This window comes from Collimonas sp. GW821-FHT02H07 (genome assembly GCF_059421505.1).
In genome coordinates, this window is record NZ_JBWKVC010000005.1 from 247076 (window position 1) to 264285 (window position 17210).

At 55.4% G+C, this 17210-nt stretch carries 14 protein-coding genes; 4 read left to right on the forward strand and 10 right to left on the reverse strand.

Features of this window, described 5'->3' with window-relative positions:
* Positions 1–14 precede the first annotated feature (14 nt).
* The 9 genes from tssL to AC07V8_RS10790 are packed head-to-tail and all read right to left on the reverse strand — an operon-like array spanning position 15 to position 12612.
* Positions 15–1541, reverse strand: coding sequence for a type VI secretion system protein TssL, long form (tssL, locus tag AC07V8_RS10750; protein ID WP_494677817.1), 1527 nt, complete (start codon positions 1539–1541; stop codon positions 15–17).
* A 19-nt stretch (positions 1542–1560) separates the two neighbouring features.
* Positions 1561–1845 carry a PAAR domain-containing protein gene (locus AC07V8_RS10755; RefSeq protein WP_494677816.1) on the reverse strand — a complete coding sequence of 95 codons (285 nt, stop codon included), beginning with the start codon at positions 1843–1845 and terminating at the stop codon, positions 1561–1563.
* Between the two features lie 13 nt (positions 1846–1858).
* Positions 1859–3154, reverse strand: coding sequence for a hypothetical protein (locus AC07V8_RS10760; protein ID WP_494677815.1), 1296 nt, complete (start codon positions 3152–3154; stop codon positions 1859–1861).
* Positions 3151–6384 (reverse strand): metallophosphoesterase, encoded by a 3234-nt coding sequence (locus AC07V8_RS10765; RefSeq protein ID WP_494677814.1) that lies wholly within the window; start codon positions 6382–6384, stop codon positions 3151–3153. The genes AC07V8_RS10760 and AC07V8_RS10765 overlap by 4 nt, the downstream gene beginning before the upstream one ends.
* Positions 6381–7448: a DUF4123 domain-containing protein gene (locus tag AC07V8_RS10770; RefSeq protein ID WP_494677813.1), complete on the reverse strand. Its 1068-nt coding sequence runs from the start codon at positions 7446–7448 to the stop codon at positions 6381–6383. Before AC07V8_RS10770 ends, AC07V8_RS10765 begins: the two co-directional genes overlap by 4 nt.
* Before the next feature lie 32 nt (positions 7449–7480).
* The gene (locus AC07V8_RS10775) at positions 7481–9058 is read right to left on the reverse strand and encodes a T6SS phospholipase effector Tle1-like catalytic domain-containing protein (protein ID WP_494677812.1); all 1578 of its coding nucleotides are present in this window, start codon (positions 9056–9058) and stop codon (positions 7481–7483) included.
* Positions 9059–9075: 17 nt separating this feature from the next.
* On the reverse strand, positions 9076–9543 hold the full coding sequence (locus tag AC07V8_RS10780; RefSeq protein ID WP_494677811.1) for a DUF3304 domain-containing protein: 468 nt from the start codon (positions 9541–9543) through the stop codon (positions 9076–9078).
* Positions 9544–9560: 17 nt separating this feature from the next.
* Entirely contained in the window at positions 9561–10037 is a 477-nt protein-coding gene (locus tag AC07V8_RS10785) for a DUF3304 domain-containing protein (RefSeq protein ID WP_494677810.1), read from the reverse strand.
* A gap of 22 nt (positions 10038–10059) precedes the next feature.
* Positions 10060–12612 carry a type VI secretion system Vgr family protein gene (locus AC07V8_RS10790; protein ID WP_494677809.1) on the reverse strand — a complete coding sequence of 851 codons (2553 nt, stop codon included), beginning with the start codon at positions 12610–12612 and terminating at the stop codon, positions 10060–10062.
* A 357-nt stretch (positions 12613–12969) separates the two neighbouring features.
* On the opposite strand from AC07V8_RS10790, the gene copC reads away from it, so the two are divergent.
* The 4 genes from copC to AC07V8_RS10810 all read left to right on the forward strand — a co-directional run bounded on the left by copC (position 12970) and on the right by AC07V8_RS10810 (position 15917).
* Positions 12970–13353 carry a copper homeostasis periplasmic binding protein CopC gene (gene copC, locus AC07V8_RS10795; RefSeq protein WP_494677808.1) on the forward strand — a complete coding sequence of 128 codons (384 nt, stop codon included), beginning with the start codon at positions 12970–12972 and terminating at the stop codon, positions 13351–13353.
* On the forward strand, positions 13350–14231 hold the full coding sequence (gene copD / locus AC07V8_RS10800; protein WP_494677807.1) for a copper homeostasis membrane protein CopD: 882 nt from the start codon (positions 13350–13352) through the stop codon (positions 14229–14231). The genes copC and copD overlap by 4 nt, the downstream gene beginning before the upstream one ends.
* Before the next feature lie 198 nt (positions 14232–14429).
* On the forward strand, positions 14430–15206 hold the full coding sequence (locus AC07V8_RS10805; protein ID WP_494677806.1) for an alpha/beta fold hydrolase: 777 nt from the start codon (positions 14430–14432) through the stop codon (positions 15204–15206).
* An 87-nt stretch (positions 15207–15293) separates the two neighbouring features.
* Positions 15294–15917, forward strand: a complete 624-nt coding sequence (locus AC07V8_RS10810) for a LysE family translocator (protein WP_494677805.1) — start codon at positions 15294–15296, stop codon at positions 15915–15917.
* A 31-nt stretch (positions 15918–15948) separates the two neighbouring features.
* Here AC07V8_RS10810 and pstS read toward each other — a convergent pair whose 3' ends face one another.
* Positions 15949–16992, reverse strand: coding sequence for a phosphate ABC transporter substrate-binding protein PstS (gene pstS, locus AC07V8_RS10815; protein WP_494677804.1), 1044 nt, complete (start codon positions 16990–16992; stop codon positions 15949–15951).
* Positions 16993–17210 lie beyond the last annotated feature (218 nt).

Consider the following 17210-nt stretch of genomic DNA (forward strand, 5'->3'; position numbering starts at 1 on the left):
GGGCGCGATACCGATTAACGGCTTGAGACGACGGAAGGAGAGTTGGAAGGTGCGTCAGTTGCACGTACGGGTGTATCGAGGTCACCTTGAGACGCAATGATTTCTACACGCCGGTTTGCCGCACGGCCGGCGGCGCTGGCATTGCTGGCCACGGGTTCGCTATCGCCACGGCCAATGATGTCCAAGCGATTGCTGGCCACCCCGGCTGCGCGCAGCACATCGCCCACATTGGCAGCACGTTCTTCCGACAAGGCCTGATTGTTCGGGAAGGCGCGGGTCTGGATCGGCACGTTGTCGGAGTGGCCGATCACTTGCACCCGGCCGGAGGCTTTCGCCATCTCGGCGCCCACCTTGTTCAACAAGGGCAGCATATCGTCACGGAGTGTCGCGGCGCCCGCCGCGAAGAGATCGTCGCCCTTGAACAGCAAGCGGCTCTTGCGCGCTTCGCTCTCATCGACGGCCACTTTACCGCTGGCGATGTCTGCCTTGAGCAACGGCAGCAGATGCAACGGCATGGACAGCGCAGGCGGCGGCGTCATCTTGCCGATATCGGCAATTTCCTGCACCAGTTGTTCGCTTTGCGTGAGGAGTTCGTATTTGTACCAGCCAAACATGCTCAATGCCGCCACCACCGCCACTGCCGCCACCAGCCCCACCGGAATGTGACGCATCGGCATGAATTTGCCAGGCACGACAGGCATCAAATTCGGCGACAGCGCCGCCGGTACAGACGGTTGGTTGGCATATAAAATATCGTACATGCCTTGGCAAATCTGATGGCACTTTTTATCGCCATCGGGATCCTCGCGGTACATGCCCTTGAATCCCAAGCTGAGAATGTAATACTGCACCTCCAGCAAGTGGCGGTGCAGTTCCGGCTTGGCGGCAATGCCCGCCGCCATGGAGAAGAAATTTTCACCGCCTTTGCTATTTTGATGAAACTTTGCCGCCAGCATGCCGCCGCCGGCCCAGGCGCCGGGGTCGCCCGCTCCCTGGCTGCCGCCCCACTTGGTGCCGCAAGCGAATTCATCCAGGGCCGTGCATAAAAAATAGCTCGCTGCCGTCCTGTGCTCTCGCAAGATGTCGGCGCGATTGCACAGCACGGAAAAATTGATGATCTCCTGATGCAGCAGGCGCCGGAACGATTCGATTTGAATGTGCGTCGTAAAGTCGGTTTTGCGCATGTCGGCCAGCATCCAGATCAACGGCTTGGCGGCCTGGTGCAAGGGGTTGTTCGCCGCCTTCACCTTCAACAATTGCGCCTCCAATTGCTCGGGCGTGCTATTGGCTCTCTGAACGATGGCGTTGATTTCTTGTTCGATGCGTTCTTGTTCTTGCTTCTGCTCTGCTGCAATACGCGCCGCTTCCAGCAACTCTTCTTTAGAGGGTTCTGCTGGCGCTACATCGTTGCCGGCAGGGTCAACGTAATCAATACCGGTAAGCGGTGAGGACGCGGATTGGGGAGATGGAGGTGCCGCCTGACTAGCTGGGTCTAGCGGATGAAGTTCAAACAATGGAATTTTTTTGGGATTGTTTTGCATGCTGTGCATTCAGAAAATATCAGCCGCCGACAGACGCAGTGTCTTCGCTGGCGACCAGCACACAGCCGCATTCTGCTTTGTGCCCCTCCAGTGCCACCGGTATGCCGCCTATGGTGTAGCCTTCGTCGCCTTCGGCGATTTTATTCAAACCGTGCGGACGACCATCAGGATATGTTGCACGGCAATCGACCAGGTCATTTTTACGCGCAACGGGGCGCCCGAAGCGAGTGTTGATTTCGTCGCCGGAGATGACAGTGCCGTCAGGGGCGAGTTTGTCGCCGAGCAGGATGATGCGTTTTGACATGAAAATTCCTCAATCAATGTTCTAACAGTGTGATGTTTGAACCTGCCATCACATCGACTCGGCCATTCTTTCCACCGGCAACGAGTTGCACATTCTGTACTTTGGCTTGGGTGTCGGTGAAGTCGAGTTTTTGGCTAATGGTGGTGCCGGCGATTTCCAGCTTGCCGATGCGGCTTTTGCTGAAATCCGCTGTGGTGAACGTGCAACTATTCACAGCAAGGTTGCTGGTATAGAGATAGCTTGCATCAAGCGCTGAGATCTTGCTGTTACGGAAAATAATTTCATGTGTCAGTCTTCTTGGCGCATCATCTGGTTCGCCAGCGATGGCTAAACGCGTGAAACCAAATTCCACTGACTTTTCTCCGCCTGAAATAGTCACGTTATCTATCAATGCGGATTGTGTTAATGAGGTTGTGATTTGAAATTTAAAGACGCCGCTTGAGTTCGGCGTAAATTTACTATTTTTGATGGCGACGTTAGGCGCACCGTTAATAAACGCTTTCACACTTCCCCCCGTCACATTCTCAAACAGCACATCGCCCTTGATCATGGCATTGGAGAGGTCGAGGTTGTCTATCGAGGTGTCGCGGATGGTGAGGGATTGCATTTGGGCGTTGATCATGCGCGTGTTGCCGCGAAATGTTGATTTTTCGATGGTGACTTCGGAAATCAGGAAATTTGTGCCGCTGTTGTTAAAGCTATCGGTCGAAATTACCGGGTCTTGCATGTCGCAATTAACGATGGACAGCTTTTTCGCACCTCTGAAGATAAACCATTGTGCTTTGCAATCTTTAAATGTCACTTCCCCATAATTGCCGATCGCCCCAAAATGATTGCGATCGTTACTTTTGCCGATGAATTCACATTGCTCATAAAGGACGTCCTTACTGCTTACATCGCCGGTGATATAGCTTTCGCCAACTACTTTGCAACGCAAATATCGCACCTTGCTCTCATCGCCCCAGCCGATAATTCCAGCAATACTGCAGTCTTCAAACAGACAATTTTCTAGCCTGTCCAACTTGATTTGATAAGCTCCGCCAAAGTCACAATTTTTAAAATGGATATTGCTCCAGATGATTCCATCAAATGGCGTACCGAAAACCTGAGCATTCTCAATAGTCAGCAAAACATTGCCGGTTTCTTTGGTACGCAGATCTGGATTTTTAAGATATTCGTAAGTCTTTCCAAAATCACTGATTGGTTTTTTATTGTTCATGGCATTGCATCCTGTGAGTAAATTCAACCCCAATACATTGATGGCGATAGCTCCGCTATAACGGAAAAAATATCGGCGCTGCATGGTCATTTACCAGCCTTTTTTTTCGGAAGGTCAATTGCATCTTCTTTGCTGATATACCCCTTCTCAGGATAAGTCGCCGCCAACCAATCCCAATCCGGCACCTCCCCCTTCTCCCCCAACCGCCGACGCAACACAAACTCAAAACGCCCAGCTCTTTTCTCGTCAAGGCTACTTTGCTGCAATCCGATTTCTATCGGAAATACCCATGGGTCATCGATGTGCATATCGGCTGCCCAATCGGCCGCCCATGAGCTGAGTTTTTCGTCGCTGACCGCGGTATCCGGCTTTTGCAGAACGACTTCACAGAATGCTTGGGCTGCCCAACCTGTACCGCTAGCGGCAACGGCTTGCGCCAAGGTGGCGCGGTCTGCTGGGCTGAGACTGAATTTGAAGACTGCGCCACCGGGCTGATCTTTCGAGAGCATGAAGGGCTTTTCTGCACGAGTGATGCTCGCTGTTAGGCGATGCCATGTTTTTGTTTGCTTACTCGTGCCATTCGGTAAATTAATGGCTCCTTCTTCAAACACCCACAAATTAATCTGCTGAATACAATGCAACCGCGCCAGTTGCGCACTGAGCACCATATAGAAATAATCCGGCCATTTGTTGCCCTTGCTGGCGCCAAACAAACTGAAATTGCTCGGATCGCTCCAGCTGATCGGCGTATGCATATTTTTATCCGGGTCGCAGCTCATGATCGCCAGATAATCAAGCACCACACAGAGCCGTGGTTTTTCGTTTTGCTCATAACGATTGTGGCGCATCGATTTGATCTGCCTGATATTCCCGCTGACCGGATTGAGCAAGGTGCCGCTCGGTGGACGCAAAGTCCAACCGGACAACTCGCCATGGAGATTCTGCACACCGATCGGACCGCCGCAAGAACTCACGATAAAGTGTGTTTTGGTGCGCGGTTTGACGGTCAGTGCCTCCACCATGCCGGGGTCTTGGGCGTTGCTGACGGTGATGCGGTCAATGCTCTTGATAGAGACATGGCTGCCAGGCAGCGCCACGCTGCGCTGTTGTTTGCTCACCGTGTACACGCCGGATCGGTGACTGTGCCCACTGAAATGCCAATCCACCATCGGGGCACTGGGCGTGTTGGCCTGGCCGCTAGTTTCTCCCTGCACGCATTGCGCAAAATAGGTGGCTAAGCCACGTTCGCAAGTACCGGTGTTCACCTCGCTAAAGCCTGCCTCGCCAATGCCGGAAGATGTGTTGTTTGGAAAAAAAGAAAGCCGATCGCTGAACGCCGCCTCGCCATAATTGATGATGGTGAAATGCGTTGCCACCACCAATGGCGCATTATTTGCAATGCGTTTGTAGGATTGCGCCTGCGTCAGCAAGGTGAATTGGACATCGCTGAACGATGTGCTCGCCCGCGGCAAAATCCCTGCGCCTTGACGATCAATGCCTTGTTTGGTGACGCCGGCAAGATTGGTGTAGTTTTCTCCTTGCCCCCATTCCAGCGCGACCAATATTTGATTCGGCTTGCTGCCGACAGCGTCGGCTTCTGCGCCAAATGCAATCACCACATTCGACAAGGGGGTAAACAGCGTACTGAACCAGTCGTAATGCGCGACCTGATAGTTTTGAGCGGTGAGCGCTTGGCCGTAACTTGGCCCATAAGCCAGCGTCGCCTCATAGATTGTCATATTGTGATCCGCCGCGATGCCTTCGTTAGCTTTGTTTTTGTTCCAGGCGCTGGCGGAATCGAAATCGCGATACTGATCGGTGACATTGTTGATGCTGAGGTCTTTTGCTGTGTTAACCACTTTGGCTTGCACCGCCAATGCGCCGCTACGACCAGCCAGGCGAGACAAATTCAAGGAGCGATCTCGGCCATACTGGGTATCTCTTAGTGCACCTTCCGCCTCCAGGATGCCCATCGCTGCCCCCCATTCCCCAATCCGGGGGCTTATCCCATACGGCACTTCATACGCTTCATGATTGCCGCTGGTCATGAACACCGGCAGCTTGAGCGTGTTGTACGCATAGCGCACCAGGCTAAACGCCAGCATGTCGTCCTGCCCGCGCTGATACAAATCGGCATCATTGACCTTGTTGAGCACGTTGAAATTTTTCCACTGCTCACCAATGGTTTTACCCACGTTGTCCGGCACGATATTGCGGTTGAAGTCGATCAGGTCGCCGGTAAGCAGCACGGCGGTATCTGGTTTTTTATTCTGCCCCATCTGATCGAACAGGTTCTTTAACGCCATGAAGCTGTTGCAGACCTGATCGCCCACCCGCACGCCCAAGCCAGGTTTGCCGGCGGCTTCCTCGCCTTCGATCACTTTGGCATCAGAGCGCGCCAAGGCGTTGTGGCGCACGTTGATGTGCACGTCGGTGAGCTGGCCGAGGTTGAGCGGGGCGGCGCTGGCGGCGCGAATGACGGGATGCCAGGCAGCGAGGTCGAAGCTGCCTTCGCCGCATTGGGGAACGAGTTGTTGCACTTGCTTGCCGCAATAGTCGACATGGTATTCACGCTTTTGCTTGATGTGCTGGTGACGCGCTCTTTGCTGTTCTAGAAAACGTGCAATCAGGCGATCTTGATAGTGGTAAGACTCGTCCTTTTTCAGAGAAAATGCCGGGTCTTGTTCTGTTTTTTTGGTGGTCGTTTTTGTGATGGCGGTGACCATCCAGGCAAAAGACAGAAATTCGCTGCTGGTAATTTTTTGTGCGATGTTGTCCAGATCAATTTCCACCGCATAGACAGAGCCGCCTTTTAATTCTCCATACGATTGCACTGCCTGCGGTGAGACGGTGGCAAACGGGCGGCCGAAGCGGTCGCGAATCAAGGCATCGGCTTCAAATTTTGCCACTTGCCAGACGTGGATGGCATCGTAGGCTTTGTGATAGCGGTCGCTATCGCCATCGCCGCAGAGTTCCCCTGTGTACGTGTCCACGTTGGCCGGCTTGGCTTTATTCATGGCCATCAAGCGCAGGTGGCGGTCTATGAGCGGATAGGCCGAGGGGGCATACACGATACCTGCTACGGGGCTGACATCGCGGGCAGTGCCGACGCCAAATTGCGTATGCGCGCGCGTTTCAGCGGCAATATAAATACAGCATTTCTTTTGATTCGGCGCCAGCACCAACGGTGTGCCTAAACTGGGATACAGAATAATCGCTTTCAGTGGATCAGCCGCATCGCACTCCAGACAAGCGCCGCCTCTTGGTGGATTGTTATGCACCTCAGTGATTTCAAAAATGTGGTTCCGTGGCGAACTCATGGCTGCTCCTGACGATATGGATTACCCGGCGAACCAGCATGGCGGCTGCGTAATTGCTCAGTAAAGTGCTGGTATAGCCCGGCAAGAAAATCGTTGCGGCCAATGCGCCAAAAATCCGCAATATCATGTCGCAGCACATTCAATGCATTGACAAAGCGATCAATGATGCTGGGATTTTTTTCCAACGCTTCCTGAAATTGCGGACTGTTATAAAACGTTGGGTGCACTGTCAGCGCATAGCGCACAAACAGCTGGCGTTCGGCGCTAGAGTAAATTTTTTGCGTGTCAGCAAAGGCGAGCGCCTGTTTTGCGATTTCATATTGCAGCAGAGGCGCGGTATCTTCGAGGCCGGTGACTGCTTTGCGCTTGTTCTTATGGTCTTCACACAGTTTGCCAATGAGAAGATCGCACTCGTTGATGCTGTCCAGATAATCCATTAATGCCTGATTCAACACCAAAGCAAACGCCAACGGTGTTGTCGTATGTCGCAGCTGTTTTCCTCTGATTTGCAGTGGCTCAAACGCACGATCCCAACTAGCCCAGCAACTAAAGGGCAACATGAATTGCTGTTGTATTTCTTCCGGCCAGGTTTTGTAAATCTCAAAGCCGACGCGTGGGTCAAAATAACGTAACAAACCAGATTTTCCATTAAGCATTTCACAGTTCATATAGGCGCGCAAATGCTGATGCAATTGAAAGCCGGGAAGTGGGCTACAGAGTAAGCTCATCGCTTGATGAACCGCAGCATCACGTGCCAGATCCGCGATCAAGGCACGGCTGGGCTGCTCAGGCAAAGTGATTAACCACGGGCCAGTCTGCGCAGAATGTGCTTCCGGCATGGTTAAAAACAAGGGTTCGTAATCCAGGCCGTGTTTGGCAACTAATGCGGCAATGGTATCGGACGGACACTGGCCGACATTGATCAAGGCACGGAAACGGCAACCATCAGGCTGTTCCGATTCAAATAGCTTGAGTAAATCAGCTTGCAAGGCTTCTTGCAATGCGGCGTTGAAAGCGGCACGCGGTGACTCGGGTGCGACGGCTTGCAGGGATTCTGTTTGCATGGTGGCTCTTGTCTCTTATCTTGTCTTTTATATTATGCGATGGCCGTGTTGCTCCATCCATTCGTATCATTGCTGGCCAAATATTTTTTACCGTCGCAATACACACCACGCGGCTCGTACAGCGCGCACGGCCAACTGGTGAAATGGGCAACGGAATCATGGATGCCATAAGCAAACAGCCCCTCTATTTGTTGAACGGCAGCGCTGGTGTTGACGTTGTCCCACGCAGACAAAATGAGCTTGTCGTAATACGTCAACGTATAGTCACTGCCGGGCTGGCTGCGATAAGGGTCTGCTACGGGATTGCGCAAAAATTCCACACGCTGCACCAAGCGCCGATGTTCTGATAACAAGCGCTTGGCTTGCACCGGCGTGCTGTCTGCATTGGCATAATCCCAGGTGAGCGGATCGCATTCAGGATGGTCGGCATCGGTGGCCGGGGCAACCGCCTTGCACAGCGCTTGATCGGTTTTTTCTGCAAGCAAACCGAGCAGCTGTTCATCCTTGCCAATACGCGTCATATTGGCGCGCCACATAAACTGCAACACGCGGTGTGCCTGCATCAATGATTCGACATCGTTGCCAGTGGCGTTGAGTTGCGCTTGATAACTACGGAAGGCTTGTGCTGTCTGGCTGGAGGGAGCAAGGGAGAATTCATTTCTATCATCTCGTGTTAACTGATTGAGCCCGTTTAGCATTACACCAGCTTCCAATGCTGCTGCATACATATGCCGTAACGGAATGCGCGACAGCAGATTATTGCGCCCCTGATAAATGGAGGCGTAACCACCACCCACATCGGAATGGACGCCGGGATAAACAACCTCTTCACAATTTTTGGGGTAGCTGTTTCCTACCCGTACCGAATCGAGCGGAAAAGCGGAGCGGACTTCATGCGCGGCAACATAATGGACGCAGCGTTTGACTTCTTCCGGCACCGCCAGTTGTGCACCCCAATCCAGATGCAGACCCGGGCCGCCGACTGAGGCCACGGTATCAAACAAGCCCATGAAATCAATCTTCACCTCGACACGCCGTTGTCCCGGTGCATTCCAGACCAAGGTGCCATAGTTATAAAAGCATTCTTCTTTCAGAAAGCGCCGCACAAACGTCCGTGCTGCGGTGGCGCCGCGCGAAAAACCGAATACCGACAGGCTGATGTACTGGATGTCGCACCATAAGGAAGGATTAAATTCTTCCGTCATGATGCGATTGAATTCATGCAGTGCGTACCGGATGCGCATTTCACCGCCAGCGCCTAGGGCCAATCCAGCAGCACCACCGTTATCTTTGAATCCTGACACAGCAGGTTCCACATTAAAAGGTGTTCCTACACCGGGTATATAGCGACGAAAAATTCTCTGGGATTCCATCTGGTTATCCATTGCTGCAATATACAGTTTGGCGACATTTGATAGGGCTTGTTCCTGTTTTGGCTTGGCTTGTTCCTTTTTTAAATTGTTGCCGGTGCCGTCAAAGAAAAAAGATAATTTTGGGTACAAATAAGCTGAACTTTTACGTTCATTCTTGTGGCGATCAGCGCTGCTTTTTGCTGCAATTTCTACGAGTTCTTCATCCGTTATAGGGGCAGCAGCTTGGCGTATAGTCATTTCCTCTCCTGTTGAATTTATTTTTTAGCACAAGTGCTACCGCTTCTTGAAAAAGCCAGGTCCACTTTATCGAAATCGCGCAGAATCACGCACAGATAGGTTTCAGGATGATCAGGGTCGCTGCGATTGGGGCCTTCTGGTGGAAAGTGGGCTGCGTACGTTTTACTCTCTTGTGACAAGATAAGAGTGCGTGTAACCGGATCTTCAGTACTTCCCCAAACCACCGTTACAGTGCTTGGCTGATGCCAGTCTTTGGCAAGGGGGTAACAACAAACACCACTTCCTCCTCCACTTTTTGGATAAATATTTCCTGCCCAAGATTTGTCAATAAAGATACTAGAGGCAGGGCGATCAGTATGATTTATTGGAACCATCGTTAGAAATTCTCCACTAGCAGAGAATGGGTCATCAGGTAAATCATTTGTGCCAGCACAGGCAGATATCATCAGCAGTGAACAACATATTGCGCAAATAGATTTCATCATCGTTTTTCCTTTTGAATTTATTTTTTTGTGCAAGCGCTACCGCTTCTGGAGAAAGCCAGATCGACTTTGTCGAAATCGCGCAGAATCACGCACAGGTATGTTTCGGGATGATCAGGATCGCTGCGATTGGGGCCTTCTGGGGGAAAGTGAACGATGGCTGTATGTTCTTCCGCAGTGCGTGTGATTTTTTTTGTATCCCAATCACGCTCATATCCCCATGTCCACTTTACGGTGACGGGTTGACTCCAATCGTCAGTATTCGGGTAACAGCAAACGCCACCTCCACCGCCGCTATGGGCGCTGACATTTCCAGCCCAGTTTTCACCAACAAATATGGGATAGGCATATCTACCCGTATGATTTACGGGCACCATCGTCAATGGCTCTTTACCGCCAGAGAATAGATCATCAGATAAACCATTTGTACCAGCACAGGCAGATATCATCAGCAGTGAGCAACATACTGCGGTTACGGCTTTGATTTTATTTTCCATATGATTTTTTGATTTGTTTTTATCAGGTGCGCACTACAGCAGTAGATGCGCGATTGTTGGCCTTAAGCAGGCACTCAACACAAACATTAGGCGCAGTTGGCACCGGCAACGCCTCCTTAGTCGGCGAACTATGGCTAGCTGCATGTTCCACCCAATCACCGTTAGTGCCATGTGTAATCCCCGCCTTGTTCCAGCGTGAATAACTGCCACCGCCATTGATAACAACTTCATCCTGACCGGTGATATAAACGGTGTTGCCGATACTGGTGATGCGTAGGGCGTCTTGTGATTGCAATTCCATTTCGTTCGTTTCTGCGCGCAGCGTGATTTTGCCTTGGGCGGCGACCATGATCAGATCGAGCCGTTGCACAAACACGGACCATTTTTCGGCGACGCTGGCAAACAGGGATTTTCCGACTGACAGGGACAAATGCTGGCCGCTGGTGAGCGCGGTATGTTCGCCGCTGGCGATGTGGGTTGATTGTGCGCTGGTAGTTTCGATGCCGGCAGGACTGGCAAGCACCAAATGTGGTTCGGCCAATTCTGGGAACTTGCCTGCGGCAGGATCGCCGCCGTCGCCTTTGATGCCATTGTTCTGGGCTTTAATCGCATTGGCGACATCGCTCTGATCCGTGCCGCTGCTTTGTGCCAGATGCTGTTGTGCAGCGCCTGCCAGGGTTTCATGCTGCTCCCGCGCCTGCTGCAAGCGCTGCACGGTTTCGTCCATGCTCGTCATGTGGCCTTGGGCGTTGTGCCTGGCTTCGGCGCTGACGAGCACACCGGCGCCGCCGCGCAGCGCCAAGGGGCCATCGGTGCGGACTTCGGCGCCGTCGCCGCGCAGATCCTTGCGGCCGGCGTTGTTGTCGATGCGGGCGATGCTGCCGAGCGAGATCGAACTGGACAGATGATCGCTTTTCAGCTGCGCTTGTATGCGTTGGGCCGTGTCATCGAACACCAGGTGGTTGCTGCGGCCAGCAGCGGAGTTGCCCTGGTCGTCCAGCAGTTCGCGGGTGCGGATGCCGGACAGAGCGCTTTGGTCAGGCAATGACCAGGGCGGCAAATTATGCTGGTTATGGACCCGGCCGGTGCAAATCGGCAAATCCGGATTGCCGTCGATGAAGCCGATCAGCACTTCCTGTCCCAGTCTTGGCAGGTGCATGCTGCCCAGCTGATTGCCTGCCCAGGCGTTGGCAACGCGCACCCAGCAACTGCTGTTCTGGTTTTTCACGCCGAGGCGATCCCAGGGAAACTGCACCTTGATTCTGCCCAGGTAATCGGTCCAGAGATTATTCTTTTCTGCACCGACCACGATCGCTGTAGCGATATGCATCACCGGCCTTGGCGTGAGGCGTTCCGGCCGGTAGCTGTTGCCCTTGACTGGCACGACCTCGAATTCGACGTCGATGTGATATGGCGCGGCGTTGTCGCCAGGCTGGGATTCCTGGGCGATATCTTTGATCGTCAGCGTGGCGGAGAGAACCAGATAGGCGATGTTGGCCTTGTCCGTGGGATGTCGGGCAAGCGTAAAAATGCAGCCTGGCACGATGCCGCGCAGATGGCCGGCGCCGGTGGCGCGGCGGCCATTGTTGCGCAAGCGCTCCATGCGCATGCGAGCGATGTATTTTCCTTCGTCTTGCGGGTCGTTGCTTGCCTGCTGGACGCCGGCTTTGGGCTGCACGTAAAAACTGTCGGCATGATATTCATAGACTTCCGCTTCTTGTCCTGCGATGCGCGGTTCGCTGTGGGTAATCGTCAGATCGGCGCGAGGGCGGGTGTAGTCGTAATCGCCGCTGGTGTAGGCGCCTGAAGTGATGCGGTTGATGGGGGAAAAGGAATGGATGAATTCTTCATCAATGCGCCGCGGCTTCTCTTCGTAATAGTGGATGACGTGATACGCCTCGCTATGGAACGGCGCATGCGACGTGTTGGCGTCCGTCAGCGTGAGAGCATGCTTGCCGTCCTTGTGCTCGAAGTAGTAATTGATGCCCCAATTTTCCAGCAAGCGGCTAATGAAATTGAAATCGGATTCGTTCGATTGCGTCGTGTAATCGCGCTTTGGATAACGTTGCAGATCATACAAACGCTTTTCGATCGGAAAACCATACCCGCCCAGTACGGCATCGATGATCTCTACCACGGTCTTGTCCTGAAAAATCCGGTTATCGGCATTCGTCGTCGCCAGATACAGCCAGGGTACGAGGGTAATCTCATAATGCACATGCCGCCCGACTTGCCGCACTATCTGGGCATCCAGGATCACTCCGGAAATTTCCCGTGTGCCGGCGCCGATATTGCCCATGCCGCTGGTGCCCGCCATGCCGGCAACAAAGGTGCCATTGCCCTCCAGGGAAATCGTCAGCGTGAGTTCTTGCCCGATGAAGTCATCCAGATCGTAGTTGGCTGCCTGGGCTCCCAAGTGCGCTAGCGTGTCCGGGGTGCGAAATCCAATGTTGTATTTGTAAAGTTTGTTGAGGGTTTCTGTACCCGTTATGCTGATCGGCACTAAAGCGGGCTGATCCAGAATGATCGGAATGGCGGTGCTGGAAGCACTCAAGATGCGTGGCGAACCAAACAAGATTATCTCCTTAACAATGGATTACAAATGTTATGTTTATGATAATTTCATTCTCAATCGCAAATAGGATTTTGGCAACAGAAAATTGCGCTGGAGAGGATGCGAGGGGATGTCGTGGCACCGCCCCGCCAACGCTGGCAGGGCTTGCGGGGAAGATCATGCTTGATGACGGCTGCGCGTCATGTCGTTCAGATCTATCTGAATTGAACTGTTTACATTTAATGCGGGAGTGCGAACGCACGGCAGCGTAAATATCCGGTTACTGGCATCATTCGTGGATATTCCGGCTGGTCCGGCGATCGTCGATGCGTGCGGATAGCCGGGCGCCTGTCATGTTTTATTTCAAGGATGTGGTCTATGTCAGTTATTTCTTCCGCGTGCAAGACCGCTGCCATCGCAGCGCTCCTCAGTTTCTCCATGGCGGAGAGCGTCTTTGCGCACGCCCACCTGAAAGCCGAAGTGCCGGCGCACGACGCCGTCGTTGCCGCCGCGCCGACCTCGCTGAGGCTGGAATTTTCCGAAGCGCTTGAACTTGCATTCAGCGGTGTGGCTGTGAGCGACGCCGGCGGCAAAAGCATCGCTACCGGCGCCGCCACGCTGGCGCCGGACAGCAACATGGTCTTGCTGGTCCCGCTCGGCAGCCGCCTGGCGGCTGGCGTCTATACGGTGACATGGCATGCGCTCTCGCGCGACGGCCACAAGAGCAAGGGCAGCTACAGTTTCACGGTCCGTCCTGGATGACGCTGGATGCTGTCGTCGCAGGCAACCGGCTGCTGCATTACCTGGCGCTGATGCTGGTCTTCGGCAGCAGCGTCTTCCTGTGGAAAATCGCGGCGCCCGGGCTGTGCGTACAGACCGATCGCCGCCTGATGTTGACAGCGCGCATGGCAGCGCTGCTGGCGCTGCTGACGGCGCTGGCCGGACTGCCCCTGCAAGCCGGCGAGATCGTCGGCAGCTGGCAAGCCGCCGTCGATCCGGCTGTGCTGCAGAAACTGCTGTCCACCGCTATCGGCCAGACCTGGCTGTTCCGCATGCTGCTGGCTTTGCTGCTGCTGGCGCTCAGCATGCTGCGGCAGCCAGGCAGGCTGCGCGGCGTCGCCATCGGCGCCGGCGTCCTGCTCGCTAGCCTGGCGCTGAGCGGACATGCCGCCATGGATCAAGGCTTGCACGGCTTCCTGCACGGCGCGAATCATGTCGTGCATCTGCTGTGCGGCGGCGTCTGGCTCGGCTCGCTGCTGCCTGTCCTGCTGTGCCTGCGGCTGCTGGCCGATCCTGTCGCCTGCGGCGATGCCAGCCTTACCCTGCGGCGCTTCTCCAGCGCCGGCCATGCCGCGGTCGCCGGCGTCCTGCTTAGCGGCGCCATCAACACCGTGCTGGTGCTGGGCCGCTGGCCGACCGACTGGTCCTCGCCTTACCAGCTGCTGCTGTCGCTGAAAATCCTGCTGACGGCGGCGATGGTGGCGCTGGCAATCCTGAACCGCTATGTATTCGTGCCGCGCATGAAGAACGCTGCGCCAGCCGCCATCGCTTCGATCCGGCGTTCCACTCTGATCGAAATCTGCCTCGGCATGGCAGTGCTGGCGCTGGTGTCGGTATTCGGCATGCTGGAGCCGGCTTGAATTTGGCGCCATCTGGTTTTCCCTGAGCAAGCGGCGGGCGCTCCTTGATGACGAATCTGTCATACGAGTGTCACGCGATTGCCCCGGCTGCAGTTCTAGACTTGCGTTCAGCGAAGTCGAACCGCGACTTCGCCCGACGTCAAAATTCCAGGACATCATCCGGTGTGCTGTAAAGACCAATCTTGCAAAGGCCAACCAATGAAAACCCATCTCAAGCTCACCCTGATCGCCTTCGGCATGGCTGCGGGGGTATTCGCCTCCTCGCCGGCGCTGGCGCAAGCGGCGGCGCCGCTTCCCGCAGTCAATGTGGTGCTGGTGCACGGCGCCTGGGCCGACGGCTCCGGCTGGGCCAAGGTCATTCCGCGCCTGCAGGCTGCCGGCCTCAATGTCACCTCAGTGCAGAATCCGTTGACTTCGCTGGCCGACGACGTGGCGGCGACGCGCCGCGCGCTGGCGCTGCAGCAGGGACCAACCGTGCTGGTCGGGCATTCCTGGGCCGGCACCGTGATCAGCGAGGCCGGCGACGATCCGAAGGTCAGCGCCCTGGTGTACGTGGCGGCGCGCGCGCCCGATGCAGGAGAGGATTTCGGCGCCCTGGCCGCCAAATATCCGACCATGCCGGTGCGCGCCGGCGCCAAGGACCACGACGGTTATGTGAGCCTGACCGAGGACGCCTATCTCAAATACTTCGGCGGCGACTTGCCGCGCGAACAGGCGCTGGCGCTGTATGCCACCCAGCAGCCGATCGCCGCTACCTTGTTCAGCGGCCGCACCACCGTCGCCGCATGGCATACAAAGCCATCCTGGTACGCCGTCTCTCGGCAGGATCAGACTACTTCCCCCGATCTGGAACGCTTCCTGGCAAAGCGCATGCATGCGACCACGGTCGAGCTGGATTCCAGCCACCTGTCGCTGGTGTCGCATGCCGATGAAATCGCCAACCTGATCCTGGCGGCTGCCGGCCGCAGCCGATAGCTGTTCGGACCGACAGTGGCCAGGCAACCGGCGCGCCGGATTGCCTTATAATCGGCTGCACCGCCCGTTCAACCCTTGGGGATCGTCATGTCGCTTTCGCTCTGGCTTTCTTTCGTCGCCGCTTCCGCGCTGGTCATTGCGATTCCGGGACCGACCGTCGTTTTAATTGCCACCCATGCCGTCAGTTTCGGTCCGCGCATCGCGGCAGCCATGGTGCTGGGTTCCGCCTTGGGTGGAGCGAGCGCCATGGCGCTGGCGATGGCCGGCCTGGGTGTGCTGCTGACTGCCTCGACCGTCGTTTTCAGCGGCCTCAAGCTGCTCGGCGCCGCTTACTTCATCTATCTGGGGATCCGCATGTGGCGGCAGGATGCCGCAAGTCTGGCTGACGCGCAGTCGGCTGCGCAGGCCGGTCTGCTGAAAGCGTTTTTCCATGCCTTTGCGGTGACCGGGCTCAATCCGAAAGGCATCGGTTTCTTTGTCCTGTTCCTGCCGATGTTCATCGACAAGCACGCACCCTATGTGCCGCAGATGCTGATCCTGATACCGACCATGGCGGTGATCGGCCTGATCAACGATAGCCTGTATGCCGCTTGCGCGATACGGCTGCGCCACCTGATCCGGCGCGCCGCGGTCATGCGCCGCATCAACCGGGCCGGCGGCGCAATCCTGACCGGCCTCGGGATCGCCATCGCGGCGCATCGTTCATCGTGAACCTGCGCGGCCTGGCGTCCGGCTAGCCAGGCTATTTCAGGAACACCGGCATGGACAGCTGCTTGCCCTTGGCGTCGACCACGTTAGACATTTCATGCACCACCCGCGCCTGCACATTGTCCGGCAGCCTTACGTAATCCAGGCTGCTGGCAAGCGTGTCGCCTTCCATGAAGGCCCAGGTAAAGAACTGGATCACGGCCTTGGTCTGTTCCGGCTTGCTGGTGACGCGCGGGACATAGACGTAGGTGGCGCCGGTGATCGGCCAGCTGCCGGAGCCCGGCTTGTCGGTCAGCATTTCTTCAAAATTGCCAGTGTTTTTCCAGTTGCTGTTGGCCAGCGCGCTGCTGAAGGAGTTGGCGTCCGGACGCACATACTGGCCGTCGCGGTTTTTCATCTGGGCATAGTTGAGGTTGTTTTCGATGACATAGGCAAACTCGGCGTAGCCGATCGCGCCCGGCGTCTTTTTCAAGGCGGCGACCAGGTCGTTGCTGCCCTTCAGGGCCTTGATGTCGGCCTGCCACGCGATGCTGAAATTGCGGCCGTACTGCTGCTTCCATTCCGGGCTGACGGCGCTGAAATAGTCGGTCAGGGTGTAGGTGGTGCCGGAACCGTCGGCGCGCGCCAGCGGCACGATGTGCAAGCTGGGCAGCGTCAGTTTCGGATTGTCCCTGGCGATGACGGCGTCGTTCCATTTATCTATCTTGCCGAGATAGATGCCCGTGATTGCCTCCGCGCTCAGGCGCAGCTCGCCGTCCTTGACGCCTGGCAGGTTGATGATCGGCACTACGCCCGAGATCACGGTAGGGAAATCCAGCAAGTTGAATTTCTTTAAATCGGCCATCGACATCGGTGCGTCGCTGGCGCCGAAATCTGTTGTGCCTTCTTTAATTTTCTTGATGCCGCCGGAGGAGCCGATCAGTTCGTAGGCCAGCTTGTTGCCGGTTTTCTTGTTATAGGCGGCGTCCCATTTGAGGTAGAGCGGAGCCGCAGCTGTCGAACCGGCGCCGTTGATATCGGTGGCATGGGATACGCTCAGGCCGAGCGCGCAGGAAAGCACAAACAAATATTTCAACATTTACAACCTTACGCGTGAGTGTCTTTAAGAGCTGCAGCAAATTCTGTATTTTTACAGCTGGTCCAATTAAGCAGAGCGGCATTTTCGCAGAAATGCACGGCAAGGGCATAAATGGACTGTACTGTGCAGTCTCGCGCGGCAAGGAGCCGTGGACTTCCTGGCCCTGGATGGGAAAGAAAAACGCCCGGACCATTGCGGTGCCAGGCGTGTCGGCCGGG